The following is a 25,916-nucleotide window of genomic DNA, read 5'->3' on the forward strand; positions in this document are numbered from 1 at the left end:
AAGATTGCAAACAGGGTTTAAACGCAAACTTTTGCAATAGAAAAATAACCTAACGTAAACTTTTTATATGACCAATAATATCATTTGGACTCATCAATATATTATGCTGTCCGTTTACCAGCCAAACAGGCATGACCTAAATCCAAAGGAATGGGGGCAGCGTAACCAGCCGCAAAAAGTATCGATTAGTCGAAAATCAGGAAACGGATGCGCCAACGAGGCGAGCGTCACCGCCTGCGTCAGAAAAGTTAAGAATAATTTGTGATATTATTTCTCATATGTTACCAGTAAATGGCAGGCTGATAGCCCTTCGCTGGTAAACACAACAGGCGGGATATCGGCACCCACGCCGATATCCCGACGAGAATGACCCCGTTACGCTTTGATGACGATTAACGGTTCAATATCGCTCTCTTTTTTAATGACTAATGAATCATCGCCGCGCAGGCACGTACCGCCGTAGTTACCGCCCACGGTAAACGTACAGACCTGAATATACTTCCCGGCGACCTTCGGCAGGCACCACAACTGCTGATAGATATTTTTCTGCGTGGCGAACTTGCCGCTGGTTTTATCCAGTAGCTCTTCCTGATGGCTCACCAAATCGATATTACTACCGCAACGTCCGGCTATCGGTTTTACCGCATAGCCGGTCTGCACCAGCTCATCGTTAACGGTAAAATCCGTGTCGAGCAAATAGCGATGATGCGGGAACAGCGACCACAGGATAGGCAGGATCGCTTTGTTGCCCGGGATCACCGTCCACAGCGGTTCAAACACCAACACTTCCGGGCGCAGTAATACATCAATCAGCCGGACTTCATTTTCCGGGTGCCCGGTACGAATAGGCACTGCGGCATACTCCGTCTCGCTGACTTCGCGTATCTGCTCCATCGCCGTTTCCCACGCCCAGGTTTTCCAGACACAATTCACCAGCCGTCCGTCGCCATCGATCAACTGCCCGGCGTCATCCCAGCGCAACTCGCCCAGCCCGCGGAGGATTTTGCTCGCGAAGCCGGCCTGATGCAGCGCCTGCTGCATAAACTGCGCGTGATAGTCCTCCTCGATATCATCATCCTGCATGATATGGACGAAAGGACGCGCTTTACTGTGTTTCCAGGCGCCTGCCAGCTCGTTAATTAAGCCCTCTGCCGGGTTATGCCCTTTACCGGTATAGCCCTGCTCAGCCCATTTTTCGAGAATTAATCCCGCTTCGGTATGGCATGATGCGGAATCGGCATTGTATTCATAGACTTTCAGCCCGCGTTCATCCATGCAGAAATCCATACGACCGGTGATCATATGGTGACGACGGCGCTGCCAGGAGAGGCGCAGACGCGGCCAAAGAATTTTGGGGATATCGAATAGCGCCAGCAGATTATCGTCTTTTAAAACTTTGTCCGTGGCGTGCAGGTACATCAAATGCAACTCATTGGTCGCTTTGATAAGCTCCTGTTCAGCGCTCTCGGTGATGGTAAAATACTGGTACGGGTCCTGATTGATAACGTGCCCGTTCGCCTGTACATAGGCTTTTTGTAACGGATCGCGCTCATCCAGCCACTGACCGTCAAACTGACCTTTCTCTGGCAGTCTTGCGCCGCGAATCGCCAGCGACTGATTCGCGATGTCAGGCTGTGACAAACTGTATTGCGTGTCGTCGGTCTGGATCATCCAGCCTAAAATCGTCGTGTCATCAAAGGTGTCGCGCAGGGTGTAACACCCGTTTTCTACGACCATTTCCAGTTCGCGAGTCCACTGCTGCCCTGGCGGCAATGGCGTGTGGATAACGTTTTGCTCAGCAATACGAATTTTGTTATCCAGGAGTTGGGTGATAATCGCGACGTGCCCGGTTTCGTTAAACTCGCCGCCCTTTTGCCAGATGAGCAGCGCCCCGGCCTCCGGCGCGCGCGGCGAACCGTTCGGGAAGGCCTGCAAAGGCAAAATATTGTCATTCACGACCTCGCGCAGAAAACGTAGCGAGAAGATTTCCCAGGCCATGCCGACGTCAGTAAAAACAACGCCATAATTCAGAAAGAGAAAACGGCGGGCAAATTCCACGCACTGCCATTTATGCCCCATGTATTCATCGTCGATGTAGCTACGAAAAGCTGCGTCGTCGTCGTCCCACGGATCGAGGGAATTGTAATCTGAAGAGTAGATCGCTACGCCGCCGGGGGCGTAACCCAATAATGTCCCGAAGGGGGCATCCTGACTGGTGGTTCCTTTGCTCATGCACTTACCTCAAAACAAGACCGCCTGAGCAGCCTGGCGTGATTTCGCTCTGATTGTCTGCTCTGTGACACTAACCGGACAGAGGTCGACATAATCATACACCTCAATAAGGCACACTGAGGCCAGAAGGTTAAAATTTCACTCGCCGGAATGTCCCAATCGGTTAAATGTCCGGTTAGCAAGCTGCTACACTGCTTCAACACCACCACTGTGAAGGCAGGTCAATATGGCAGATAATACTTATCAACCCGCAAAAGTCTGGACGTGGGATAAATCCGGCGGCGGCGCGTTCGCTAACATTAATCGCCCGGTTTCCGGCCCGACGCACGACAAAACGCTGCCCGTCGGCAAACATCCGTTACAGCTTTATTCGCTGGGGACGCCTAACGGCCAGAAAGTGACTATTATGCTGGAAGAGCTCCTGGCGCTGGGCGTGACCGGCGCCGAATATGACGCCTGGTTGATTCGCATCGGCGAGGGCGATCAGTTCTCCAGCGGCTTTGTTGACATCAATCCGAACTCAAAAATCCCGGCGCTGCGCGATAACTCACACAACCCGCCGATTCGAGTTTTTGAGTCGGGCGCAATTCTTGTTTATCTGGCGGATAAGTTTGGCCATTTCCTGCCGCAGGATCTGGCTAAGCGCACAGAAACCCTTAACTGGTTGTTCTGGCTACAGGGCGCGGCGCCGTTCCTCGGTGGCGGTTTCGGTCATTTCTATCATTATGCGCCGGTAAAAATTGAGTACGCCATTAATCGCTTCACCATGGAAGCCAAGCGTCTGCTGGACGTGCTGGATAAGCAGTTAGCTCACCACCCGTATGTCGCGGGAGAAGAGTACACTATTGCCGATATGGCCATCTGGCCGTGGTTCGGCAACGTGGTGCTGGGGAATGTCTATGATGCAGCGGAGTTTCTGGATGCCGGAAGTTATCAAAACGTACAACGCTGGGCGAAACAGGTAGCCGAACGTCCGGCGGTAAAGCGGGGGCGCATTGTCAACCGGACCAACGGCCCATTGAACGAACAGCTTCACGAACGCCATGACGCCAGCGACTTCGAAAACCATACCGAAGATAAACGTCAAAGTTAAACCATAATGCCGGATGGGGTAGTAATGTCGTCATCCGGCATGGTATTCCCTGCTGACGCTTCGCTTATCAGTTCTGCGAGTGCGTCATATTCGGCGCTTCACTAAACCCATGTTGCATGAGAATCAACCTCGCCCGTGCTGACAGTAAAAAGTCGGCAAGCGTTTTTCCCTGCTCGCTCAGGCAGGCAAAGCCATATTCAGCCACGGGATTATAAGGTTCCGGGATATCAACCACTCGCAGCGAATTAACCTGCCGTAGCCAGGGAGCATAGCTGGCATAGCCGATAAAGATATCGGTGTAATCATGATTGATGAGCCATTCCGCTGCCAGCCGGCCCGCCGGTAACGGCAAAGTCTGCCTGCCGCCAACCAGCGCTACCGCGCGTTTTCGGACCGCTTCGCCCTCCTTGCCCATCCGCGAAAAAAGCTGCTGCGTATAATCGCCGGAAGGATCGCAACCTGCTGTTGAGGTGCCGATCCGCAGATCCCGCCGGGTTAATAGCGACAACCAGTCCTCGCCTTCACGCATCGCCTGTGCCCGCACGCTCAGGCACAAACGGTTCGTCGTAAAAGGCGCGACCCGCAGCGCCCGCCCGCTTTCCAGCAGCGCCTGCGGATGCGCCAGGTTCGCCGAAGCAAAAAAGTCGCACGCTTCGCCCGCTTCGATGCGTTCACGTAACAGCCCCGCCGGACCGAAATCACATACCGCATCCGCCTGAAACGCCGCCATTAGCTGCGGCCAGACGACGCGCAAGCTCCCCGCAGCCAGTATTCGCATTATTGTACGCCCTGATAGTCAGTACGGTAAAAACGTTGATACCAGTCGTTAGCGGCCTTTTGCATGTCAATATCGTGGAATTTTTCCGGATAGAGTTTTTTCGCCATCCACAGTTCGCCGATTCCCACCGCCTCCGGCATCGGATATCCCCAGGCTTTGGCATAATCCGGCATCAGGTAAACCCGATGATGCTTCACCGCGTCAATGACCTGCCACTGGGGATTGTGCAGGATCTCATTGACGACCTTTGGATAGCGATTCTGGACAAAGATCACCTGTGGATCCCAGGCGATCACCTGCTCCATTGTCACCTGCTTAAAGCCTTTCACCGAGGATGCCGCTACATTCAGCGCCCCCGCATGGGCCATCATCAGACCGGTGTATTTACCGGAACCGTAGGTGGTCAGCTCCGGATTCGCCATATAGGCGCGAACTCGCTCATTTTCAGGGACCGACTGCAAACGGTCGCTGACCATCTTGCGACCTTTATCCATCGCCTCAATCAGCGCTTTCGCCTCTTGCGGTTTATTGACGATATCGCCAATCAGCGTTATTCCTTCACGCAGCCCGCGATTATAAGCCTGCTCTTCATCGGCCAGGGTCGGGTTCATTTTAGCCTGCTCGCCAGCAATATCATGGCGCAGCGAAATCGCCACTACCGGAATGCCAAGACGGCTGATCTTGTCGATCATCTCCTGCGGAGCGTAATTCGTGACAAACACCACCTGCGGGCGCAGCGCCACCAGTTTTTCAGGATCAACGTGCGTTAGATCGCCCAGCGAGGCTTTTTGCGCCAGTTCCGGCGCCAGACGCGCATAGCCGTCGCCTAATTGCTGTTTCCAGTTCGCCATGACCCCAACGATTTTGTCAGTGGCATTCATCTGTACAAGGAGATTGAGCGTTTGATGCTGGAGCACCACCACTCTGTCGACGGTGTCCGGAACCGTGACCTGGCGGCCAATTTGATCGGTAAAAGTACGCGCCGCCTGTGACATTAACGGCCAGCAAAAAAGCAACGCCAGCAGAGAGAGCTGGCGCAAAAATTTATTCATAGGTTTCGCCCCATAATCGATATATAAATAATTATATAACGATTATAGAGCGATATAATAGAGGTGATTAAGGGATCACGCGCTGGTGATGTCGTACTCCATGCGGCGCAGCGCATCTAACGTGGCTTTCGCTTCGTCTTCGTCAATGATGCTCATGGCAAAACCAACGTGTACCAATACCCATTGCCCTATCAGATCGGCTGGCTTACCTTCACAAATCAGAGCAATATTGACATCACGTTTGATGCCACACACTTCCACCTGCGCAAGCTGGTGAATATCATCTCCGACGGCCAGCACCTGACCGGGGACGCCAATACACATAATTAACCACCTGAAATAAAATGCGGGTTATTCGACCTCAATACTTTTTACTTTCAACGAATCGCCGGTATCCACCCGCAGGCGATCGCCATGACAATGCGGACATTGCGCGTCATGCCTGAGAATTTCCACCACCTGACTGCAATCCCAGCACCAGGCCTGGGCCGGTCTGTAGTCGATGTGCAATTCGCACCCTTGCGCTAAAGTCCCCTGGCAGGCGATATCAAAACTGAAACGAACCGCGCGCTCTTCAACGCACGAAAGCGCGCCTATCTCCAGCCATACGCCGGTGACGCGCGCCACGCCGTGCTGTTCTGCCTGCTGCTGAATAATTTCAACGGCGCTTTGGCAAAGAGACAGCTCATGCATTCTCACAGCTCCGACGGCCAAACAGCAACGCACGCCGGCTTGTCTGCGGCGCATCAGGATTGCTTACCGGCAGAGATAACAGCATCCGCGCGCAGTCATCCGCCAGCCGGACGCCCTCTTCCGGCGACAGGCTACGGGAAAGCGGCGACATCAACGAGCAGGCAAGATATTGCGAAACGCCTTCCAGTTCGCCAACGGTAAAGGTCATCGTGCCATAAGGCAGTTGCAGACCGAGTTTTTCACCGACGGTACGCCTGGGCCAGATCTGGTCCGGGCCAGGGAAGATTAATGCGCTTAACATCCACGGCGTAATTACCGTGCCCGTCCATTGTCCTTCAAATAACGTAAAATCAGAGACATGCACTGGCATAGTCGGATGCAGAAACGAAAGATCGTGCATCGAACGATGGGCTATCTCTTCAAACGCCGCCTGAACCCGGGCGACGGGCGCCGTGTCGAATCCGGAAAACGTTTCAGACATGCGCCGTCTCCTTAGGAATTGCTTCGACGCCGGATTCACGCAGCGCAGCAAGAACCTGCTCAAGCGCAGGCTCAATCATCGCCTCGACGGTTGGCGTTAAGCCGATGTGCGGTTCCAGCGACTGTGGAATAACGCCAACCAGGGTCAGTTTCTTCGGAAACTCGCCGGTAAAGCGGAGGGCCGACAATACGTCGGCCAGTCCAAGCTGATGGGGGGAGATTTTGTTGGTGAACAGCGCCGGAACTTCATCGTCGCGCAGTACCATAATGGTTCCCGGCGCGTTCTTTTTCGACACGATGGCGTCGGCAATGATCAAATGATCACGATTCGCCATATCGCCAAGAAGTTCCATTCCCGCCGTACCGCCATCCAGAATCTCAACGAAATCCGGCAGGGTGTATCGTTGCTCTAACGCTTCAACAATACGCACCCCGATGGCTTCATCGGTCAGCAAAATATTGCCGACCCCTAAGACTAATATCCGCATTACAAAACCTTCACCGAGACCACTTCATTGCCATCGGCGTCCACCACGTGTACCGCGCACGCCATGCAAGGGTCGAAGGAGTGGATGGTACGTACCACTTCCAGCGGCTTCGCCGGATCGGCGATCGGCGTACCGACCAGCGACTGTTCGTACGGCCCCACGTCATCGTTGAAGTTACGCGGACCTGAGTTCCAGGTCGATGGCACCACTGCCTGATAGTTACTGATAATACCGTCTTTAATCACCATCCAGTGAGACAGCATACCGCGCGGCGCCTCCAGGAAGCCCACGCCTTTGAACTCGCCCGTCGCCGGAATGTTCGGCTTCACAAACGTGGTGTAATCGCCTTTGCCGATATTTACAATCAGCGCGTTGTATTGATCCTGCAATATGTTTTGCAGTTCACAACAGTGAACGGTACGCCCGATGATACGACCCAGCGTAGAGTGAAGTTGCGCCATTTCCAGCGTTTTGCCGGTCAGCTTCTGATAAAGCGCAATGATTTCATTGAGCTTGGTCTGCGTGGATTCACGACCTGCAGCCAGTTTACACAGCATGTTCGCCAGCGGCCCGACTTCGACGGTTTTGCCGTAGAATGTCGGCGACTTGACCCATGAGTATTTACCGTCATCCGACCAACCGTCGTAAGCCGGGATCGTAGTGCCTTCCCACGGCGCCTGCGGCGCTTCATCTTTGTACCAGGCGTGCTTCGCGCTCTCCTGAATACCTTTAATCAGGAACTCGTCGGAGTGAGAGGTGATCGGACGGTATGTCGACAGATCGGCATTGGTAATGTAACCGCCCGGGAACAGGAAACTGCCGTTTTTACCGTCGGTCGGGAATTCCGGCGCGCTCAGGTAGTTCACCGCGCCTTTGCCACGCTCCAGCCATTCCGGATAGTAGGCCGCGATGACTGCGGTATCCACTTTATACACCTGCTCGACAAAATCGCTCAGCTTATCAATAAACGATTTGATGTACATCAGGCGTTCAAGGTTCAACGTACCGATGCTGTCGAGATTGATCGGGTTCGCCACCCCACCGACCGCCAGGTTCTGGATATGCGGCGATTTACCGCCCAGCAACGCCACCACGCGGTTAGCGTCACGCTGACATTCCAGCGCCTGCAGATAGTGAGCGACCGCAATCAGGTTGACCTCCGGCGGTAACTGCATTGCCGGGTGCCCCCAGTAGCCGTTGGCGAAAATACCTAACTGACCGCTGGCGACAAGATCCTTGATCTTGTTCTGAACTTTCGTGAACTCTTGCGCGCTGTTCAGGTGCCAGCTCGACACACCATCCAGCATCGCGGAGGCTTTTTCCGGATCGGCTTTCAGCGCAGAGGTAATGTCCACCCAGTCCAGCGCAGAGAGCTGGTAGAAATGGACAATGTGGTCATGGGTGGTATGCGCCGCCAGAATAATATTACGGATATACTGCGCGTTGACGGGAACATCAATATTCAGCGCGCTTTCCGCCGCACGAACGGAGGAGATCGCGTGAGTTGTCGTACAAACGCCGCAAATACGCTGCACAATCATCCACGCATCGCGCGGATCGCGGTTCTTCACGATCTCTTCCATACCGCGCCACATGGTGCCGGACGCCCATGCTTTGGATACGACGCCGTTCTCAATTTCGCAGTCAATGCGTAAATGACCCTCAATACGGGTTACCGGATCAATAGTAATTCTCTGGCTCATGCTTTGCTCGCCTCATGACGATTATGATCGTTTTGTTTTAAAGGAGGAAGTATCGGCAGTAGACGAATGAGTACGATGTATGCACAAATCTCAATGGCCACAAAACCAATAGAAATCAACAATTCTTCCCAGGTTGGGAAGTAGTGGTAGCCGCCACCCGGGTTGAATGCCACCAGCGAATAGGTCAGACGCCACGTCGCGCAGCCCAACAGCGCGCTCAGCGCCGACAGGTACAGCATACGAGAGTCATTACGCAGTTTCGCCACACGCAGCACCACTAACGGGAAGACCATCAGGACGACTTCAATCCAGAACATAGCGGAGTAAAAATCGCCGGCAAACGCATAGGACAGCTTGTCGCGATAAATCAGTTCGCCAAAGCGCAGGACGACGAAAATCGCCAGCAGCACGCTGATGGTATTCGTCAGCTTAACAAACAAATTTTTCTCATCCGGACCGTTTCCTTTCAGGCCTGCCTGAACCAGCGAACCCTCAAATATGACAATGGAGAAGCCCATGATAAACGCGGTCAGAACCGAGAACAGCGGCAGCATTTCATAGCTTTGCCATAGCGGATGCACTTTATAGCCCGCCGAGATCATCAATGACCCCATTGAGGACTGGTGCATCGTCGGCAGCAGCGCGCCCAGCGCGATAATAAAGAACATCACCTTATTCAGACGCTTGAGCGACACTTTCCAGCCCAGACGTTCAAACAGGGCAGGCGCAAACTCCAGCGCCATCACGCCGATGTAGATGGTCATACAGACCGCCGTCTCAAACAGTACCGAGTTCACGTTGAAGTGACCTGGAATGTAGAAGTACGGCAGGTTCCAGTAACGACCGACGTCGATAGTGATCGACAGGCCGCCCAGCGAGTAACCAAACAAGCTTGCCAGCAACGCCGGGCGCACCAACGGATGGTATTGCCCACGGTTAAAGACATACACCGCCCATGCCAACGCCCAACCGCCGCAGGCAAAGCCGGTGCCGATCAACAGGTCAAAGGCAATCCAGACGCCCCACGGGAAACCGCCGTTCAGGTCGGAAACGGAGCCCAACCCGAAGACCAGACGCTTCACGATAAGGAGCATACACAGGACGATTAACGGTCCAAAAATAATGACCGGTTTACTGATGATTTTTCCGCCCAGCGGTTTTGGATCATGACTCATGATCGTCTCCTCCATCGTGATGGTCGTTTTTGCTATTACGACGAACCAGCACGGTTAAGCCCGCCAGCGCAGCCAGGGGTAGTATCATGCCTTTATAAAGCGTGTGTTGAACATGCTCGGAGCGCGCTCCGGTTGAAAGGTCATCCAGCTTCGGCAGATCCAGATCTTCATAAGGAACGCCTGTCAGCACCAGCACCTGAGTACCACCGCCCTCTTTTTCACCGTAGAGGTGTGGGTAGTATTTAGGCACCGTATGCAGATAGGTGTCGTCCGTTTTCAACGTCTGGCGCGGATAGTGATATTCACTGCCTGGTTTGAGGGCCAGACGTTTTTTCGCTTCCGCCATCAGCTCTTCACGAGTACCGAAAATGACGGCCCCTGCCGGACAAACTTCCACACACCCAGGCAAACCGCCTTTATCCAGACGCTCAACGCCTTTCTGGTTACACAACTCACACTTGTGAAGCGCGCCAAACGGGTTGTTGTAGTCGTACTTAGGTACGTTGTACGGGCAGGCAACCATACAGTAACGGCAGCCGGTGCAGACATCTTTGTCATAGTGGACGATGCCGGTTTTCGGATCTTTTTTCAGCGCCGACACCGGGCAAACGGAAACGCAGTTAGGATCGACGCAGTGCATACACTGTTTCTTGATGTAGGCATAGCCGTTCTCTTCCTGATCTTTGTTCACGCCCGTACCGCTACGCCATACCTGAATAATGTTATTGGTATACGGCGACAGCTTGTCGTTGTTCGACCAGGTCTGCTCCCCTTCCGGGTTACGCGCCGGGAAGTTGATATCCTGACACTTTGTGACGCAGGCCTGACAGCCCACGCACAGAGTGGAGTCATACAGCATACCCAGCGAACCTGGAATCGGCGGACGGTTTTCTGCAGCCGCATGGCTGACAGACGGCGCGGCGCCCAACAGCAATGCTCCACCGGAGGCTGCTTTAATAAAGTCACGTCTGTTCACGGTTATTCTCCCCGTGAGTCAGCGTTATCTTTCTTTTGCTGACGCCCCAGTTCACGTACCGCCATCACGCTGACGCCGGCAACCAGACCGACTACGCCGCCAAGCAGACCGACAGCGCCCGCAGAGATATTGCCGCCTTCTTTCATATTGACGTCAGGTTTCTCTGAACGCGGAGTTTGGTTTTCGACATGAGCAAGCTGGTGAATGCCCTTATGGAAGCCGATACCTTCTTCGTTACAGCCATAGCAAGGATGACCGATCGCCACTGGCCAGACGCCGCCAACGTCACAGAACTGTAACGTAGAACAGTTGCCCCAGGTTTCCGGCCCTTTACAGCCAAGATGGTAGAGACACCAGCCCTGACGGTGGCCTTCGTCGCCAAATTCTTTGGCAAAACGGCCTGCGTCGAAGTGTGGACGACGTTCGCAATGCTCATGAATCAGACGGCCATAGGCAAAGGTTGGACGATTTTTCGCATCCAGCTTCGGCGGCGTGCCGTAAGTGATGATATGCGCGACGGTCGCCAGGAAGTTATGCGGGTTTGGCGGACAACCTGGAATATTGATAACCGTTTTGCCCGGTAAGACTTCCTGCAGACTGACAGCGCCGGTTGGGTTTACGCCAGCCGCAGCAACGCCGCCCCATGCCGAGCAGGAACCGATAGCGATAATCGCGGCTGCGCCATCAGCGGCTTTGCGGATGTGATCCACGATCGGCTCGCCGGCAACCATGCAGTAGATACCGTTATCTTTTAGTGGGATAGAACCATCCACCACCAGAACATATTGCCCTTTATACTTCTCCAGAGCGTTATGTTTGTTTTCTTCGACCTGGTGACCGAATGCGGCGGAAAGCACCTCGTGGTATTCCAGAGAGATGGTCTCCAGAACGAGGTTTTCAACGGTTGGGTGTGTAGCACGAAGCAGTGATTCGGTACAACCGGTACACTCCTGAGCGCCAATCCAGATAACGGGCGGACGCTGTGGATTGGATACCGATTCTGCCATTTCTGCGGCGGCTTTGCTACTGAGCCCCATAGTAGCGGCCAGTGCTGCACAAAGCTTCATGAAATCACGACGGTTAATGCCGTGAGAAGTGATGAGAGTATTATCTCCAGTCATTTTATAGTTATTCCGTTACGAAGACCTGGCTTTTATTTTGCACTGTTCGCGAAGAAGTTATTGCGATCGGTACGCCATTTACCACACTTTTTTTATGGTTATGTGCGCCATAATACTTCGACGGAACAGTAAAACGAAGGGAAGAGGCGATAGTGTAATTAATTAAAGCAAGATAATACCCCTGTTGGATCAACCTTCGAGTCGATAACCGGCCATAAAGAAGCGAACCGCCATCCCGGAATGATTCTCTTTAAAGAAATCCATCACCATTTCTTTATCCAGACCATAGCGACGCGTCAGAATTCCAGCCTCCCACGCGCTAAGTTGACGATCGCCGGTCTTTTCGAACATACGGTGTGTAAAACCCAATACAAAGCCACGTTTATACTCAGAACAGAAATTCACCGCATGATGCGCGCTATATGCATATGGCGCGTGCAACCCGGCCATTAACCCTTTCCCAAAATGATTATTCATCTGACCTCCTTAGTCGCTATATAATAAATTATATAGCGACTAATTAAATGAAGGCCAGCGCATTACGCGCTTTTTTGCTTCACATCAGAAGGAAACCCATTCATCAGTAGACTGTGCGGGAGCCGACGCCATTCTCTGAACGCCAGGCGCCGCTTTCGCCGTTACGCGTTGTTGCGGCTCACTAGCGGAAAGCCGGAACTGCTGTACGGAGCGTTGCAAATCCTCCGTCTGCCGTTCCAGCGCCGCCGCCGCCGCGGAAACCTGCTCAACCAGCGCGGCGTTTTGTTGCGTAACGCTATCCATTTGCGTGATCGCCACGCCAACCTGAGAAATACCTTTACTCTGTTCTTCGGAGGCGGACGCGATCTGTTTCATAATCGTCGTCACTTCCGTGACGCCGCGCAGGATGGCGTCCATCGTCGCGCCGGTCTCCTGGACCAACTGCGCGCCCTGCGCTACGCGACGTACCGATTCGCCAATTAAGGCTTCAATTTCTTTCGCCGCCCCCGCGCTGCGGCTGGCCAGGTTACGTACCTCACCGGCGACCACCGCGAAGCCGCGTCCCTGCTCGCCCGCTCTGGCCGCTTCTACCGCTGCGTTCAAGGCCAGAATATTGGTCTGGAAAGCAATACTATTAATCACGGTAGTAATTTCGGCGATCTGCTGCGAACTGGCGGAAATACCGTTCATTGTTTCTACCACATCGGAAACCAGTTCACCGCCTTTTCCTGCCGTTAGCGAGGCGGCATCCGCAAGCTGACTCGCCTGGCGAGCGTGTTCGGCGTTCATTTTCACCGTTGCGGTAAGCTGTTCCATGCTGGCGGCAGTTTCTTCCAGCGCGGCGGCCTGTTCTTCCGTTCGGGAAGAGAGATCGTTATTACCGGTAGAAATTTCCGTCGCGCCGCGCCAGATATTGTCGCTTCCGGCGCGGATCGTACTCACGGCTTCGCGTAAACTGTCCTGCATCGCGCGTAGTAGCGGCACCAACCGGCCTACGCAGTTACGCCCCAACGCTTCAATCGGCTGGCTAAGATCGCCTTGCGCGATGCGCTGAAACTGCTGACGGATGCGCTCCAGCGGTTTCACCATCATTGCAACCAGATAGCGATCGGTAAAAATCAGGATAGCAATGCCCAGAATCACCGCCGTGATAAGCAGGATGCGGATGGTATAGGTTTTACCATCGACCATCACACGTGTGTTATCCAGCATGGCGCCAGCTTCATGACTAAACCGTTCCGCGCTGGCGCCGAACGCGCGACTGAGTGCGGGCGTGACCGTACTGGCATGTTCGCTCCAGGCGGTCAGCGATCCTTGCTGCGCCAGTTGCATTTGAGGAACGACGCCTTTCTCCAGCAAGGCCTGCCAGTTGGACAAGACCTCCCTTGAGATATCAGGGTTCATCGGCCCTGGCGATAGCGCTTTCATCTCCTCCAGCTTCTGACGCATATTCTCGAGCGACTGCCGGGCGGGCGCAAAATCGGGCGTGCCGCCGCCGATTTTTACATCCATCGCGCGGCTAAGGCGGGTAACAAAGCGGAAATATTGATCGTTACCCTGGCTTAGCACCGTCATTTGCCGCACAAGATGCCGGTCAATATCATTTCCTTCCGAAACTTCGGATAAAGCATGGACGCTGTATAACCCCACCCCCGACCAGAGTAGACAAAAAAGTCCCAGTATCGTCAGCATGACCATACGAATAGTAAAGTTTTGCAGCAAACGCATATGAATTTCCTTGCTGAATATAAGAGATTAGTCATCAGACGATGACGCACTCTCGTTATCGGCAAGGCGCGGAGAATATATAATGCATTCTCCATTTTTTTACAGTTACCGCCGTTTACGTACCCGCAGATGTTATATATCTGTGAACGCAGAGAAAATCTTTCAGTGTTATTACTGAGTAAATGAATAGATGTAGTAAAAATATTGCGTAAGGCTGCAGGGAGACGGTTATCCACCGTTAAAGAAGCGCTGTTTTACAGCCGGGCTCAGCATCCTTTGCCCGACTGCCCCGCCGTTGACGGCGGCTCAATGGTTATGCCGCGTCAATCTGTCCAGATAGCCCATCACAAACGCCGACAGGACAAAGGTCAGATGGATGATGACATACCACATTAATTTGTTATCCGGGACGTTTTTCGCGTCCATAAACACGCGTAACAGGTGAATGGAAGAGATAGCGACTATCGATGCCGCCACCTTATTTTTTAGCGACGTCGCATCCATTTTCCCCAGCCAGTTCAGCTTCTCCTTGCCCGCAGAGATATCCAGCTGAGAGACAAAATTCTCATACCCGGAGAACATGACCATTACCAGCAATCCGCCAACCAGCGTCATATCAACCAGCGATAACAGCACCAGGATCAGATCGGCCTCCGCCAGGGCAAAAACGTTCGGCAGAACGTGTAGAATTTCCTGGAAAAATTTTAGCGCTAAAGCGATCAGCGCCAAAGAGAGGCCAAAATACACCGGCGCGAGCAGCCAGCGAGACGCATACATTACATTTTCAAGAAAGCGTTCCATAGGGACCTGTCAGGTAACTAAAACCAGCAACAGTATATCTCAACCATGCAACATCAGATCAACATGCCAGTTAAGAGCCTATCCCACCAGGCGTTATTGGCGCAGCCAGTTTGGACACGGACAGCGCGCAAAAACCGGAGCGTACACGTAGTACGTGAGGTTTGACTCGCTACGCTCGCCCTTCGGGCCGCCGCTAGCGGCGTTCAAAACGCTAACGCGTTTTGGCGAGCACTGCCCAGGTCCAAAATGGCAAGTAAAATAGCCCTAATGGGATAGGCTCTAAATCTCATCCGGGTTAACCTGCGGGCGCTGATATTCCGGCCATACCAGCGCGACCAATGCCGGGTAGGCTTCAAGACTGAACTCGCGAAAACACTGGCGTAAATTAAGGACGTCCAAATCCGAATACGGCACCTTTTCTCCGTTCAGACAACGCTTCTTTATATTGTCGTAATACTTATAAACGGCAGAGTTAAGGTCGCTGCAACGACGCTGTGCGTCAAATAATCCAGGCGTTTCATTCAACTCAGTCATTGTCATTCGTTTTATCGTTGCATGAAGGAAATCGATATATTCATGGTTAACGCGCCAGTACCATACCGGCGTTATCGAATTCATTAATACTGAGAAATGATCTTCGCCCTCTTCCTTTGTCATGGGTTCAGTTTGATTTAAATTTACGATTTTTCCACCAGGACGTTTTTTATTAACCTCCCACATCAGGAAGAGTATCGCGCCGGTCAGTAATAGCAATATAATAACAGAATAAAAAATACTGTTCATAGCAGGCTCCATTTTTTTTGATTTTAAAATTACGCCATGTTATTGTCAACGAAACCTACACTATTAAAAATAGTATACCACTGATCGTAAAGGATATTTAGTCATGCTTCCTGAGCATCTGGTTTCCTCTCATTTTCGCCTGTCATCGCCGCCCCCTGAAGCCACAGAAAACAGTAAAAATTTGCCTAAGGGAAAGACAAAACTCAGCGATTACGAGCCCGATATTTTAATTAGCGCTAACGCTGCCGGGCAACACAGAAACGTATTATTTGAAGAACGCGACCGTCATATTAAAGAACGTCTGTATTGTGTGGCTAAAATTGAAACGTTTGCCCGCCTGATAAACGCACTACAGGCAGAAGGCGATATTGATGCCCAAACGCTAAGTAAAATACTGGCGGATAAAACCGCAATGATAAATGAAAAAGGCAATGCCATTTGGCTTAATTTAATCACTCGCGAAACCGATATGCCGCTATTTTATTCACTGGAAGATAAAGATGAAAGAAGTTGAAGACAATAACGTTTATTTGGCTTTAGACAACCATAAAAGTGATGAATTTATCTTAAAGCAAAATCTTGCAGCACTAATCGCCAGCAAAAATGCCACCCTGGAAAAGGTAACGCAGGAGGTGGTATCCATACCGGCGGCGTTAGTACGCCTGAAGTGGCAAAACCGACGGGAGATGTATGCGTTACAGGTCAAAGAGGAGATTTATGGCGCGACCATCAATGCCATTATCGAGCAGCATCCTGAATTACGAGACAAAATTATGTCTCGTCTTGAAAGTGACTGGCAGCATCTGCTGGCTCGCGAGACGGCAACCTTACGTCTGACGCGTAAGCTTTCCGATGGCGACTACCGGACGCGCAACGTCACCACCGTCGCACGGCAAGAAAAATAACCTTCATGGCTAGTTAACTCTGTTGTGAATACGGGCGAAGCATAAGGATCGTTCTGATTCTCCCTCTTACGGTAGTAAAAGTGTCTACGCTTAAAGGGTGTTCAACCTGAAGGGAGAAGCTCAATGTCTCATCTATACGACCCTACCACGCAGTATTACACCGGCGAGTATCCTAAGCAAAAACAGCCGGCGCCCGGCGTCCAGGCGAAAATGACGCCTGTTCCTGACTGTGGTGAAAAAAGTTATGTCGGCAGTGGTCGCCTTAAAGATCGTAAGGCGCTGGTGACAGGGGGCGACTCCGGGATTGGGCGCGCTGCCGCTATCGCTTACGCGCGTGAAGGCGCAGATGTCGCGATCAACTATCTGCCAGCGGAAGAAGAGGACGCCCAGCAGGTTAAAGCGCTGATTGAGGAGTGCGGCCGTAAAGCGGTGTTATTGCCAGGCGATCTTAGCGACGAATCTTTCGCCCGTTCGCTGGTCCATAAGGCGCGTGAAGCGCTGGGCGGGCTGGACATTCTGGCGCTGGTGGCCGGTAAACAGACGGCAATCCCGGAGATAAAAGATCTGACCAGCGAGCAATTTCAGCAAACCTTCGCCGTTAACGTTTTTGCTCTGTTCTGGATAACCCAGGAAGCGATTCCGCTGCTGCCAAAAGGCGCCAGTATTATCACAACGTCGTCTATCCAGGCGTATCAGCCCAGTCCGCACCTGCTGGATTATGCGGCAACCAAGGCGGCAATCCTCAATTACAGCCGTGGCCTGGCGAAACAGGTGGCGGAAAAAGGAATTCGTGTGAATATTGTCGCGCCTGGCCCTATCTGGACAGCGCTGCAAATTTCCGGCGGTCAAACCCAGGATAAAATTCCGCAGTTTGGTCAGCAGACGCCAATGAAGCGGGCCGGCCAACCGGCAGAGCTGGCGCCGGTGTATGTCTATCTGGCAAGCCAGGAATCCAGTTACGTTACCGCAGAAGTGCACGGCGTGTGCGGCGGGGAGCATTTAGGCTAACGCATGAAGTCGATTAAGGTGGCGCAATTCTGTTAAGCAAGGCGCCACTTTAGGCAATAAAAAAGCCGGGTGGCGACTTCGCCTTACCCGGCCTACAGCGTCAGCAGAATACTTATTTCGCTTTCGCGGTCTCTTCGCCGACCAGACCAATCTTGAGATAGCCCGCCTGATGCAGCATATCCATCACTTTCATCAGGGTTTCATACTCTACGGTTTTATCCGCGCGGAAGAAAATCGTAGTATCCTTTTTCCCTTCCGTCAGGGCCGTTAGCTCGGCAATCATCGTATCATCCGTCACCGGATCGTTACCGATAAACATGGTGTTATCCGCTTTCACCGACAGATAAACCGGTTTTTCCGGACGCGGCTGTGGCGTACTGGTAGAAGCGGGCAGATTCACCTTGACGTCCACCGTCGCCAGCGGCGCAGCCACCATAAAGATAATCAGCAGAACCAACATGACATCGATAAACGGCGTCACGTTGATTTCATGCATTTCGCCGTTGTCATCCAGGTTCTCGTTAAGACGCATTGCCATGACGCATTACCCTACCCGTAATTTCTGCGCGGCGCGTACCGGCTGCGCACTGGCGCTCGCATTCAGATCAAGATCGCGGCTTTGCAGCAGCAATACCTGCGCCGCCACGTCGCCCAGCGTCGCTTTGTAACTGCCTATCTGACGTGCGAAGATGTTGTAAATGACGACCGCCGGGATCGCGGCTACCAGCCCAATCGCCGTCGCCAGCAGCGCTTCCGCAATACCAGGAGCGACCACCGCCAGGTTGGTGGTCTGCGTTTGCGCAATACCGATGAAGCTATTCATAATGCCCCATACGGTGCCAAACAACCCGACGAAGGGGGAAATGGCGCCGATCGTCGCCAGATAACCGTTGCCTCGTCCCATGTAGCGGCCCACCGCTGCGACGCGACGTTCCAGACGGAAGCCGGTACGTTCTTTAATCCCTTCGTTATCTTCGCTGCCCTGAGAGAGTTCCAGTTCATTCTGCGCTTCATTGATGAGCTGTGCGCTGAGGCTTTTTGCGCTGAAACCTGCCGCAATGTCGGAAGCCTGATCTAAAGAGCGCGCATCGGCTAATTGCAGTTGTTCGCGCTTTAAGCGGCGCTTTTGCGTGAAAAATTCAACGCTTTTACTGAAGAAGATAGCCCAGGTGACGACTGACGCCAGAATCAAACCAATCATCACGCACTTCACGACAATATCGGCGTGCTGATACATGCCCCAGACGGAAAGATCCGTCTGCATCAAATTATTACCCACTCTGTATCTCCAGGACGCAAATCACAAAATCTGAGCATAATAATATCAAAACAACGTCGAATTGATAGTCGTTCTCATTACTATTTACATACTGCCGCACCTTTACTGCTTTTTCTTTGCGCTTACGCATTAAAAAAGCCACCTGTTTTTATTTTGGCAAAATTTTCATCTGTATCACACGTCGCCAGGGTGCAGATGGTTATATTCATGCTAGTTTAGACATCCAGACGGTTAAAATCAGGAAACGCAACATGACGGATAAACAGTTGGATACCAAACTGGTAAACGCAGGACGCAGCAAAAAATACACGCTTGGCTCAGTGAATAGTGTGATTCAACGCGCTTCTTCACTGGTGTTTGACACCGTCGAGGCCAAAAAACACGCTACCCGCAATCTCGCCAACGGCGAATTATTTTACGGACGCCGGGGAACGCTGACCCACTTTTCGCTCCAGGAAGCCATGTGTGAACTGGAAGGCGGCGCCGGATGCGCGCTCTTCCCGTGCGGCGCGGCGGCGGTCGCCAACACCATTCTGGCATTCGTTGAGCAGGGCGACCACATCCTGATGACCAACACAGCTTATGAACCCAGCCAGGATTTCTGCAGCAAAATTCTCGGCAAACTGGGCGTGACGACAAGCTGGTTCGACCCGCTCATCGGCGCTGATATCACGCAACATATTCAGCCGAACACGAAAGTCGTATTTCTGGAATCCCCCGGTTCTATTACCATGGAAGTACATGATATTCCGAGCATTGTTAGTGCGGTCAGACGCGTCGCGCCAGAAGCCGTCATCATGATTGATAATACCTGGGCGGCTGGCGTTCTGTTCAAAGCTCTGGAATTCGATATTGATATCTCTATCCAGGCGGGCACTAAGTATCTGATTGGTCATTCTGATGCGATGGTCGGGACTGCCGTTGCAAATGCGCGCTGCTGGGAACAATTGCGGGAAAACGCCTATCTGATGGGGCAAATGCTCGACGCCGACACGGCTTATATGACCAGCCGCGGTCTGCGCACACTCGGTGTCCGACTGCGCCAGCATCAAGAAAGCAGCCTCAAAATCGCCGCATGGCTGGCGAACCATCCTCAGGTCGCGCGCGTTAATCATCCGGCCCTGCCGGGTAGCAAAGGTCATGCGTTCTGGAAACGAGACTTTACAGGTAGCAGCGGCCTGTTCTCCTTTGTGCTCAATAAAAAGCTGACCGAGGCAGAATTATCAGCCTATCTGGATAACTTTTCGCTGTTCAGTATGGCCTACTCCTGGGGAGGCTACGAATCGCTGATTATTGCTAATCAGCCGGAACAGATCGCCGCGATTCGTCCCGCAGGCGGCGTAGATTTTACCGGTACGCTGGTTCGGGTGCATATTGGTTTAGAGAGTGTTGATGATTTGATCGCTGATTTAGCCGCCGGCTTCGCCAGAATTGTGTAAAGTTGCCGGGGATGGACATATATGCAGACAATTTCCGTGGAAAAGTCTGCGTTTGTTGCGTCCGGGATCAAGGCATCCCGGACGATTCAGGAGTACAATAGGCGAATAAAAGCATAAATGCTGTTCCACAGGAAAGTTCATGGCTGTCATTCAAGATATTATCGCTGCGCTCTGGCAACATGATTTTGCCGCGCTGGCGAATCCACACGTTGTTAGCGTCGTCTACTTTGTCATGTTCGCCACGCTATTTTTAGAAAACGGTCTGCTGCCAGCGTCATTCTTACCTGGCGATAGTCTGCTGCTACTGGCAGGCGCGTTGATCGCCCAGGATGTGATGCATTTTTTGCCGACGATTGGCATTCTCACCGCCGCGGCCAGTCTCGGCTGCTGGCTAAGTTATATCCAGGGACGCTGGCTCGGTAATACGCGTACCGTCAAAGGCTGGCTGGCGCAGCTTCCGGCAAAATATCATCAGCGCGCCACCTGCATGTTTGACCGTCACGGTTTGTTAGCATTGCTTGCCGGGCGCTTTCTGGCGTTTGTCCGCACTCTGCTGCCAACAATGGCGGGCATTTCCGGCCTGTCCAACCGCCGGTTTCAGTTTTTTAACTGGTTAAGCGGCCTGCTGTGGGTGACTGTCGTGACCAGCTTCGGCTACGCGCTCAGTATGATCCCGTTTGTTAAGCGCCATGAAGACCAGGTAATGACATTTTTAATGATCCTTCCCGTCGCGCTACTGGTCGCCGGGCTGTTAGGTACGCTGGTCGTGGTGATTAAAAAGAAATACTGTAACGCCTGACGTATCCATAATCGGCCAGGATGGCCCGGTTACGCTTCGTTGACCCGTGGCGGGATGCCCCACTTAGCTCCCTTGCATTGTCCGCATTCTTGCCACATCTTCGCCCGGCGTAACGCCAAAATAACGTTTAAACTCCCGGCTAAACTGCGATGCGCTCTCATAGCCGACCCGCATCGCCGCGGCGCTGGCCTTCATACCGTCGTGAATCATCATCATCCGCGCTTTATGCAGTCGGTAGCTTTTTAAATACTGCAACGGCGAGGTGCTGGTGACCGCCTTAAAATTATGGTGAAACGCCGACACGCTCATGTTCGCTTCTGCCGCCAGTTGCTCAACATTCAGGTTCTCGGTGTATTTCATTTCGATCTGTTTAAGTACGCGACTGATCAGGCTAAAGTGCGTCTGGCGACTAACCAGCGCAAGCAGCGCCCCGCCGCGCGGCCCCATCAGCACATGATAAAGAATTTCGCGAATAATCTGTTTTCCCAGAATCCGCGCATCCAGCGGGCGCTCCATCACATCCAGCAATCTTTCCACCGCACATAAAATCTCGTCCGACAGCGTGGCGGAGTTAATCCCACTGGCCGCCATCGGCAACTGGAAACGCTCATCTTCGCCAATGTCCATGAGCAACTCTTGCAGTTGCAGCACATCAATATCGAGCCGAATACCGGCCAGCGGTACCTCCGGCGTCGCCCAGGTCTCGCATTCAAAAGGGAGCGGCACGGTCAGTAAGAGATATTCATTAGCGTCATAACGAAACTTGCGCTTGTTAATATAGCCAATTTTATGGCCGGAAAAGAGAAATATGATGCCAGGCTGATACATGACCGGCGTGCGCGGCCCCGGTTCAACACCATACAACAGACGAATGCCCGCCAGCCGCTCGCTGATTATTTTATCATTATTTTTTAAATGATTAATTTTATCCGCCAACTGTAAGCAAATTGCTTCACGATTCATAACGCGCCATTTTTTCATCAAATCCACTCCGCTGGATTGTGCGCATTTTTAGCGATTTTCTCCAGCATTCTGGAGAAATAGGCAAAACATTGGCAGAAATGTGCATTGAGAGACATCCCTCACAAGACCACAATGATGACCATCAGGCAGACAGCCGCCTGCCCTCTTTTTACCCACATAAGGGAATGAGCAATGAACAATTTCAAATTACATACCCCTACCCGCATTCTGTTTGGTAAAGGCGCTATCGTCGATCTTCGCGATCAAATCCCGCAGGACGCCCGCGTGCTGATTACCTATGGCGGCGGTAGCGTGAAAAAGACCGGCGTACTGGCGCAAGTTCAGGAAGCGTTAAAAGGACTGGATGTTCGGGAGTTTGGCGGTATTGAACCGAACCCGTCCTATGAAACGCTGATGAAGGCCGTGCAGCTTGTGCGCGACGAAAATATTACCTTCCTGCTGGCCGTTGGCGGCGGTTCCGTACTGGACGGCACCAAATTTATCGCCGCAGCGGCGCAGTATACGGACGGCGTCGATCCGTGGCACATTCTGGAAACCGGCGGTACTGAGATTCGTAGCGCAATCCCGATGGGGTCTGTGCTGACCCTACCGGCAACCGGCTCAGAATCGAACGCCGGCGCAGTCATTTCCCGTAAAACCACTGGCGACAAACAGGCCTTCCACTCCTCGTTCGTGCAACCGGTGTTTGCCGTACTGGACCCGGTCTACACCTATACATTGCCGCCGCGCCAGGTTGCGAACGGCGTCGTGGATGCTTTCGTCCATACCGTTGAGCAGTACGTCACTTACCCGGTTAACGGCAAAATTCAGGATCGTTTCGCCGAAGGTATTTTACTCACACTGATCGAAGAAGGTCCCAAAGCGCTGCAAGAGCCTGAAAACTATGACGTCCGCGCTAACGTGATGTGGGCCGCTACTCAGGCGTTAAATGGCCTGATTGGCGCTGGGGTTCCGCAGGACTGGGCGACGCATATGCTGGGCCACGAGCTTACCGCGATGCACGGTCTCGATCATGCCCAGACGCTGGCTATCGTTCTGCCTGCGCTATGGAACGAAAAACGAGACGTTAAACGTGCAAAACTCCTGCAATATGCTGAACGTGTATGGAATATCACCGACGGTTCCGACGACGAGCGTATTGATGCCGCCATTGCCGCCACCCGCCGTTTCTTCGAACAGATGGGCGTGCCTACCCACCTGTCCGATTACGGTCTGGATGGCAGCACTATTCCGGCGCTACTGGCTAAACTTGAGGCGCATGGATGCATAAATTTAGGTGAAAATCAGGATATTACGCTGGATGTCAGCCGTCGGATTTATGAAGCGGCGCGCTAAGGTTTTTTCGCCTCTGACTTTCGTTTTTGGCCATTTCGTCCAGACTTAAGTCACTTAGTCTCGCCGGACCCGACTCCGGCGAGCCAATTAAAAGAGGAACACATCATGGCTAATCCAACCATTATCAGGCTACAGGATGGCAACGTAATGCCACAACTTGGGCTGGGAGTCTGGAAAGCAAGCAATGAAGAGGTGATCGCGGCGATTCATAAAGCGCTGGAGGTGGGCTATCGATCGATTGATACCGCCACAGCATATCAGAATGAAGAAGGCGTCGGCAAAGCGCTAAAAGCAGCGAGCGTAGCGCGGGAAGAGCTGTTTATCACCACCAAGTTGTGGAATGACGATCAAAAACGTCCCCGCGAAGCCCTGCAGGAGAGTCTGAAAAAACTGCAGCTTGATTATCTCGATCTCTATCTGATGCACTGGCCTGTACCGGCTATCGATCACTATGTCGACGCCTGGAAGGGCATGATCGCGCTGCAAAAAGAGGGGCTGGTAAAGAGTATCGGGGTCTGTAACTTTCAGATCCATCACCTCCAGCGTCTGATCGATGAAACCGGCGTTACCCCTGTGATCAACCAGATCGAGCTTCACCCCTTGATGCAACAGCGCCAGCTACATGCGTGGAATGCGACGCATAAAATCCAGACCGAGTCCTGGAGCCCGCTGGCGCAGGGTGGCGAAGGCGTATTCGATCAGAAAGTGATTCGCGAACTGGCGGATAAATACGGCAAAACGCCCGCCCAGATTGTTATTCGCTGGCATCTGGACTGCGGGCTGGTCGTCATTCCGAAATCCGTCACCCCTTCCCGTATCGCGGAAAACTTTGCTGTCTGGGATTTCCGTCTCGATAAAGATGAATTAGGCGAGATCGCAAAACTGGATCAAGGAAAACGCCTCGGTCCCGATCCGGATCAGTTCGGCGGTTAAGCCGGATTTATCGCACGCCATGCCCGACGATGTCGTCGGGCTTTTTTGCATTCCGAAACATTAAGAAACAATTACGCGCATTTAACAGTATATTTCCCCCACACACAAGCGCAGAATTATTCTGATTTTGTGAATAATTATTCATATTTATTATGAATTTACTTAATGCATATAAAATATTTATGGATGTGTGATTGTGGCGGAAAAAAATCTCAGGGCGTCAAATGGCTCCCATTCATTCTTATTCTGGTTATCGCCGCCGGACTGTGGCAGCTAACGCCCCCTTCCGGGTTAAGCGCGCCGGCCTGGCATTCCGCGATTATTTTTGTCGCGACGATCGCCTCTATCGTGGCGAAAGTGCTGCCTATTGGCGCGGTCGGTATTATTGGTATCACCGTCTTTGCGCTCGCCTATGCTGCCGGCGACAAAACGGCCAGCGGCGCGATTACCACGGCCTTGAGCGAGCTGAACAGTTCGCTGATCTGGCTTATCGTCGTCGCCTTTATGATTGCCCGTGGGTTTATCAAAACCGGGCTGGGTCGGCGTATCGCCCTACAAATGATCCGTCTGTTAGGTAAACGAACGCTGGGTCTGGCTTATGGTCTGGCGTTTGCCGATCTGATCCTCTCTCCCGCGATGCCCAGTAACACCGCGCGCTGCGGCGGCGTGATTTACCCGATCGCCGACTCGCTGGCGCGCAGCTTTGATTCACATCCGGAAGATGAGTCTCGCAGCAAAATCGGCACCTTTCTGATCACCTGTATTGGCAATGTTAACGACGTCACTGCCGCACTGTTTATGACCGGTTATACGGGTAACCTGCTGGCGGTAAAACTGGCGGCGAACGCCGGCGTTACGTTGAGCTGGGGAAGCTGGTTTATCGCCGCGCTCCTGCCTTGCCTGGTCTCTTTTCTTATCGTCCCGCTGCTGGTCTACTGGCTGACCCGTCCGGAAATTAAACATACGCCGGATGCGCCGGATTTGGCGCGCAAAGAGCTGGCGCAAATGGGCAGTATGACGCGCGGCGAGTGGCTCATGCTGGCGACCGTCGGCGTGTTGCTGGTGCTATGGATTTTTGGCAGCTCGCTCGGCGTGGATGCCACGACGGCCTCTTTTGTCGGTCTCTCTATTTTATTACTGAGCGGCGTGCTCACCTGGGAAGACGTTAAAAGCGAAAAAGGCGCCTGGGATACGTTGATTTGGTTTGCCGCGCTGCTGATGATGGCTAACCAGTTGAAGAAACTAGGATTCACCAGCTGGTTTGGCAACCTGATTGGCGACAGCATCGGCAGCACGATGCATGGAACCAGTTGGATAATCATCCTGCTGCTGCTTAACGCAGCCTATTTTTATACCCACTATTTTTTTGCCAGCGGCAACGCGCAAATCGCCGCGCTGTATGCGGTATTTCTGGGCGTCGGTCTGCATCTGAATATACCGGCGGCGCCGATGGCGCTCATGCTGGCGTTTACCAGCAGCCTGTACTGCTCTCTTACGCAGTATACCCACGCACGCGGCCCCATTCTTTTTGGCGCCGGCTATGTACCGACGGGCGTCTGGTGGCGAACGGGATTTATTATCAGTCTCTTTAATCAGGCGGTCTTTTTGACAGTCGGCCTCGCATGGTGGAAAGTGTTAGGGTTGTATTAAACGC

Annotated in this window: 28 protein-coding genes and 25 other annotated features; of the genes, 9 read left to right on the top strand and 19 right to left on the bottom strand. The window is 52.8% G+C overall.

The features are described from left to right. Positions 1-375 precede the first annotated feature (375 nt). The gene (gene gsp, locus STM3139; protein NP_462054.1) for a glutathionylspermidine amidase occupies positions 376-2,243 on the bottom strand. Within the gene, positions 376-2,232 belong to an annotated coding region; the region does not span the whole gene. Continuing rightward, positions 2,238-2,243, bottom strand: a ribosome-binding site (putative RBS for gsp; RegulonDB:STMS1H003176). (Overlaps the previous gene by 6 nt.) 206 nt (positions 2,244-2,449) lie before the next feature. Next, positions 2,450-2,455, top strand: a ribosome-binding site (putative RBS for yghU; RegulonDB:STMS1H003177). Here gsp and yghU point away from each other — a divergent pair. Beyond that, positions 2,450-3,325 (top strand): putative glutathione S-transferase gene (gene yghU / locus STM3140; protein ID NP_462055.1). Within the gene, positions 2,459-3,325 belong to an annotated coding region; the region does not span the whole gene. (Overlaps the previous feature by 6 nt.) 67 nt (positions 3,326-3,392) lie before the next feature. Here yghU and STM3141 read toward each other — a convergent pair. The 14 genes from STM3141 to STM3154 all read right to left on the bottom strand — a co-directional run bounded on the left by STM3141 (position 3,393) and on the right by STM3154 (position 15,592). Beyond that, positions 3,393-4,109, bottom strand: a protein-coding gene (locus STM3141) for a molybdenum-binding periplasmic protein (protein ID NP_462056.1). Within the gene, positions 3,393-4,103 belong to an annotated coding region; the region does not span the whole gene. Next, positions 4,103-5,160 (bottom strand): putative ferrichrome-binding periplasmic protein gene (locus STM3142; RefSeq protein ID NP_462057.1). Within the gene, positions 4,103-5,155 belong to an annotated coding region; the region does not span the whole gene. The genes STM3141 and STM3142 overlap by 7 nt, the downstream gene beginning before the upstream one ends. Beyond that, positions 4,104-4,109 (bottom strand) — a ribosome-binding site (putative RBS for STM3141; RegulonDB:STMS1H003178). It overlaps the preceding gene by 6 nt. Continuing rightward, positions 5,155-5,160: a ribosome-binding site (putative RBS for STM3142; RegulonDB:STMS1H003179), on the bottom strand. Its footprint lies within the gene STM3142. Positions 5,161-5,230: 70 nt before the next feature. Further along, the gene (hybG, locus tag STM3143; protein NP_462058.1) for a hydrogenase-2 operon protein occupies positions 5,231-5,492 on the bottom strand. Within the gene, positions 5,231-5,479 belong to an annotated coding region; the region does not span the whole gene. Continuing rightward, positions 5,487-5,492: a ribosome-binding site (putative RBS for hybG; RegulonDB:STMS1H003180), on the bottom strand. Its footprint overlaps the gene before it by 6 nt. Before the next feature lie 14 nt (positions 5,493-5,506). Further along, the gene (hybF, locus tag STM3144; RefSeq protein NP_462059.1) for a putative hydrogenase expression/formation protein occupies positions 5,507-5,862 on the bottom strand. Within the gene, positions 5,507-5,848 belong to an annotated coding region; the region does not span the whole gene. Beyond that, the gene (hybE, locus tag STM3145) for a putative hydrogenase (protein NP_462060.1) occupies positions 5,841-6,342 on the bottom strand. Within the gene, positions 5,841-6,329 belong to an annotated coding region; the region does not span the whole gene. Before hybE ends, hybF begins: the two co-directional genes overlap by 22 nt. Beyond that, positions 5,857-5,862: a ribosome-binding site (putative RBS for hybF; RegulonDB:STMS1H003181), on the bottom strand. Its footprint overlaps the gene before it by 6 nt. Beyond that, the gene (gene hybD / locus STM3146) for a putative processing element for hydrogenase-2 (protein NP_462061.1) occupies positions 6,322-6,827 on the bottom strand. Within the gene, positions 6,322-6,816 belong to an annotated coding region; the region does not span the whole gene. The genes hybE and hybD overlap by 21 nt, the downstream gene beginning before the upstream one ends. Then, positions 6,337-6,342: a ribosome-binding site (putative RBS for hybE; RegulonDB:STMS1H003182), on the bottom strand. It overlaps the preceding gene by 6 nt. Further along, the gene (hybC, locus tag STM3147; protein ID NP_462062.1) for a hydrogenase-2, large subunit occupies positions 6,816-8,533 on the bottom strand. Within the gene, positions 6,816-8,519 belong to an annotated coding region; the region does not span the whole gene. Before hybC ends, hybD begins: the two co-directional genes overlap by 12 nt. Next, positions 6,822-6,827: a ribosome-binding site (putative RBS for hybD; RegulonDB:STMS1H003183), on the bottom strand. It overlaps the preceding gene by 6 nt. Continuing rightward, positions 8,516-9,706 (bottom strand): putative cytochrome Ni/Fe component of hydrogenase-2 gene (gene hybB / locus STM3148; protein NP_462063.1). Within the gene, positions 8,516-9,694 belong to an annotated coding region; the region does not span the whole gene. The genes hybC and hybB overlap by 18 nt, the downstream gene beginning before the upstream one ends. Then, positions 8,528-8,533: a ribosome-binding site (putative RBS for hybC; RegulonDB:STMS1H003184), on the bottom strand. It overlaps the preceding gene by 6 nt. Continuing rightward, the gene (gene hybA, locus STM3149; RefSeq protein ID NP_462064.1) for a hypothetical protein occupies positions 9,684-10,685 on the bottom strand. Within the gene, positions 9,684-10,670 belong to an annotated coding region; the region does not span the whole gene. The genes hybB and hybA overlap by 23 nt, the downstream gene beginning before the upstream one ends. Then, positions 9,701-9,706 (bottom strand) — a ribosome-binding site (putative RBS for hybB; RegulonDB:STMS1H003185). It overlaps the preceding gene by 6 nt. Next, positions 10,673-11,807, bottom strand: a protein-coding gene (hypO, locus tag STM3150; protein ID NP_462065.1) for a putative Ni/Fe hydrogenases, small subunit. Within the gene, positions 10,673-11,791 belong to an annotated coding region; the region does not span the whole gene. The genes hybA and hypO overlap by 13 nt, the downstream gene beginning before the upstream one ends. After that, positions 10,680-10,685, bottom strand: a ribosome-binding site (putative RBS for hybA; RegulonDB:STMS1H003186). Its footprint overlaps the gene before it by 6 nt. Continuing rightward, positions 11,802-11,807, bottom strand: a ribosome-binding site (putative RBS for hypO; RegulonDB:STMS1H003187). (Lies within the gene hypO.) Before the next feature lie 173 nt (positions 11,808-11,980). Further along, the gene (gene yghW / locus STM3151) for a putative cytoplasmic protein (RefSeq protein ID NP_462066.1) occupies positions 11,981-12,279 on the bottom strand. Within the gene, positions 11,981-12,268 belong to an annotated coding region; the region does not span the whole gene. Beyond that, positions 12,274-12,279, bottom strand: a ribosome-binding site (putative RBS for yghW; RegulonDB:STMS1H003188). (Overlaps the previous gene by 6 nt.) 73 nt (positions 12,280-12,352) lie before the next feature. Next, positions 12,353-14,003, bottom strand: a protein-coding gene (locus tag STM3152) for a putative methyl-accepting chemotaxis protein (RefSeq protein NP_462067.1). Within the gene, positions 12,353-13,996 belong to an annotated coding region; the region does not span the whole gene. Next, positions 13,998-14,003: a ribosome-binding site (putative RBS for STM3152; RegulonDB:STMS1H003189), on the bottom strand. It overlaps the preceding gene by 6 nt. Before the next feature lie 299 nt (positions 14,004-14,302). Then, positions 14,303-14,806 (bottom strand): putative membrane-associated protein gene (gene yqhA / locus STM3153; RefSeq protein ID NP_462068.1). Within the gene, positions 14,303-14,797 belong to an annotated coding region; the region does not span the whole gene. Further along, positions 14,801-14,806: a ribosome-binding site (putative RBS for yqhA; RegulonDB:STMS1H003190), on the bottom strand. It overlaps the preceding gene by 6 nt. 270 nt (positions 14,807-15,076) lie before the next feature. Then, positions 15,077-15,592, bottom strand: coding sequence for a putative ATP-dependent RNA helicase-like protein (locus tag STM3154; protein ID NP_462069.1), 516 nt, complete (start codon positions 15,590-15,592; stop codon positions 15,077-15,079). A gap of 85 nt (positions 15,593-15,677) precedes the next feature. Further along, positions 15,678-15,683 (top strand) — a ribosome-binding site (putative RBS for STM3155; RegulonDB:STMS1H003191). On the opposite strand from STM3154, the gene STM3155 reads away from it, so the two are divergent. The 3 genes from STM3155 (at position 15,678) to yghA (ending at position 17,493) form a co-directional block, all read left to right on the top strand. After that, positions 15,678-16,094 (top strand): putative cytoplasmic protein gene (locus STM3155; RefSeq protein ID NP_462070.1). Within the gene, positions 15,684-16,094 belong to an annotated coding region; the region does not span the whole gene. Its footprint overlaps the feature before it by 6 nt. Continuing rightward, positions 16,075-16,080: a ribosome-binding site (putative RBS for STM3156; RegulonDB:STMS1H003192), on the top strand. It overlaps the preceding gene by 6 nt. Then, positions 16,075-16,485, top strand: a protein-coding gene (locus tag STM3156; RefSeq protein ID NP_462071.1) for a putative cytoplasmic protein. Within the gene, positions 16,081-16,485 belong to an annotated coding region; the region does not span the whole gene. Before STM3155 ends, STM3156 begins: the two co-directional genes overlap by 20 nt. Positions 16,486-16,594: 109 nt before the next feature. Further along, positions 16,595-16,600 (top strand) — a ribosome-binding site (putative RBS for yghA; RegulonDB:STMS1H003193). Next, positions 16,595-17,493, top strand: a protein-coding gene (gene yghA, locus STM3157; RefSeq protein NP_462072.1) for a putative oxidoreductase. Within the gene, positions 16,609-17,493 belong to an annotated coding region; the region does not span the whole gene. Its footprint overlaps the feature before it by 6 nt. A 112-nt stretch (positions 17,494-17,605) precedes the next feature. Here the strand turns inward: yghA and exbD are convergent. From exbD to STM3160, 3 genes are all read right to left on the bottom strand, one after another. Next, the gene (exbD, locus tag STM3158) for an uptake of enterochelin (protein ID NP_462073.1) occupies positions 17,606-18,045 on the bottom strand. Within the gene, positions 17,606-18,031 belong to an annotated coding region; the region does not span the whole gene. Then, positions 18,038-18,785, bottom strand: a protein-coding gene (gene exbB / locus STM3159) for an uptake of enterochelin (RefSeq protein NP_462074.1). Within the gene, positions 18,038-18,772 belong to an annotated coding region; the region does not span the whole gene. The genes exbD and exbB overlap by 8 nt, the downstream gene beginning before the upstream one ends. Next, positions 18,040-18,045, bottom strand: a ribosome-binding site (putative RBS for exbD; RegulonDB:STMS1H003194). Its footprint overlaps the gene before it by 6 nt. Then, on the bottom strand, positions 18,765-18,914 hold the full coding sequence (locus STM3160) for a putative inner membrane protein (RefSeq protein ID NP_462075.1): 150 nt from the start codon (positions 18,912-18,914) through the stop codon (positions 18,765-18,767). The genes exbB and STM3160 overlap by 21 nt, the downstream gene beginning before the upstream one ends. Continuing rightward, positions 18,780-18,785, bottom strand: a ribosome-binding site (putative RBS for exbB; RegulonDB:STMS1H003195). It overlaps the preceding gene by 6 nt. A 96-nt stretch (positions 18,915-19,010) precedes the next feature. Beyond that, positions 19,011-19,016: a ribosome-binding site (putative RBS for metC; RegulonDB:STMS1H003196), on the top strand. On the opposite strand from STM3160, the gene metC reads away from it, so the two are divergent. Together metC and yghB are read left to right on the top strand one after the other, a co-directional pair. After that, positions 19,011-20,211, top strand: a protein-coding gene (gene metC / locus STM3161; RefSeq protein NP_462076.1) for a cystathionine beta-lyase. Within the gene, positions 19,024-20,211 belong to an annotated coding region; the region does not span the whole gene. Its footprint overlaps the feature before it by 6 nt. Before the next feature lie 128 nt (positions 20,212-20,339). Continuing rightward, positions 20,340-20,345, top strand: a ribosome-binding site (putative RBS for yghB; RegulonDB:STMS1H003197). Further along, positions 20,340-21,010 (top strand): putative DedA family membrane protein gene (yghB, locus tag STM3162; RefSeq protein ID NP_462077.1). Within the gene, positions 20,351-21,010 belong to an annotated coding region; the region does not span the whole gene. It overlaps the preceding feature by 6 nt. A gap of 63 nt (positions 21,011-21,073) precedes the next feature. On the opposite strand, the gene yqhC is transcribed toward yghB, so the two are convergent. Next, the gene (gene yqhC / locus STM3163; protein NP_462078.1) for a putative AraC/XylS family transcriptional regulator occupies positions 21,074-22,005 on the bottom strand. Within the gene, positions 21,074-21,991 belong to an annotated coding region; the region does not span the whole gene. Further along, positions 22,000-22,005: a ribosome-binding site (putative RBS for yqhC; RegulonDB:STMS1H003198), on the bottom strand. (Overlaps the previous gene by 6 nt.) Before the next feature lie 147 nt (positions 22,006-22,152). Beyond that, positions 22,153-22,158 (top strand) — a ribosome-binding site (putative RBS for yqhD; RegulonDB:STMS1H003199). On the opposite strand from yqhC, the gene yqhD reads away from it, so the two are divergent. From yqhD to STM3166, 3 genes are all read left to right on the top strand, one after another. Beyond that, positions 22,153-23,329 (top strand): putative alcohol dehydrogenase gene (yqhD, locus tag STM3164; protein NP_462079.1). Within the gene, positions 22,166-23,329 belong to an annotated coding region; the region does not span the whole gene. (Overlaps the previous feature by 6 nt.) Positions 23,330-23,422: 93 nt before the next feature. Next, positions 23,423-23,428, top strand: a ribosome-binding site (putative RBS for yqhE; RegulonDB:STMS1H003200). Continuing rightward, positions 23,423-24,262 (top strand): 2,5-diketo-D-gluconate reductase A gene (gene yqhE / locus STM3165; protein NP_462080.1). Within the gene, positions 23,435-24,262 belong to an annotated coding region; the region does not span the whole gene. It overlaps the preceding feature by 6 nt. A 165-nt stretch (positions 24,263-24,427) precedes the next feature. Then, complete coding sequence (locus STM3166) at positions 24,428-25,912, top strand: putative cation transporter (RefSeq protein NP_462081.3); 1,485 nt, start codon at positions 24,428-24,430, stop codon at positions 25,910-25,912. Positions 25,913-25,916: the final 4 nt, after the last annotated feature.

This window comes from Salmonella enterica subsp. enterica serovar Typhimurium str. LT2 (assembly GCF_000006945.2).
Classification (GTDB): Bacteria; Pseudomonadota; Gammaproteobacteria; order Enterobacterales; family Enterobacteriaceae; genus Salmonella; species Salmonella enterica.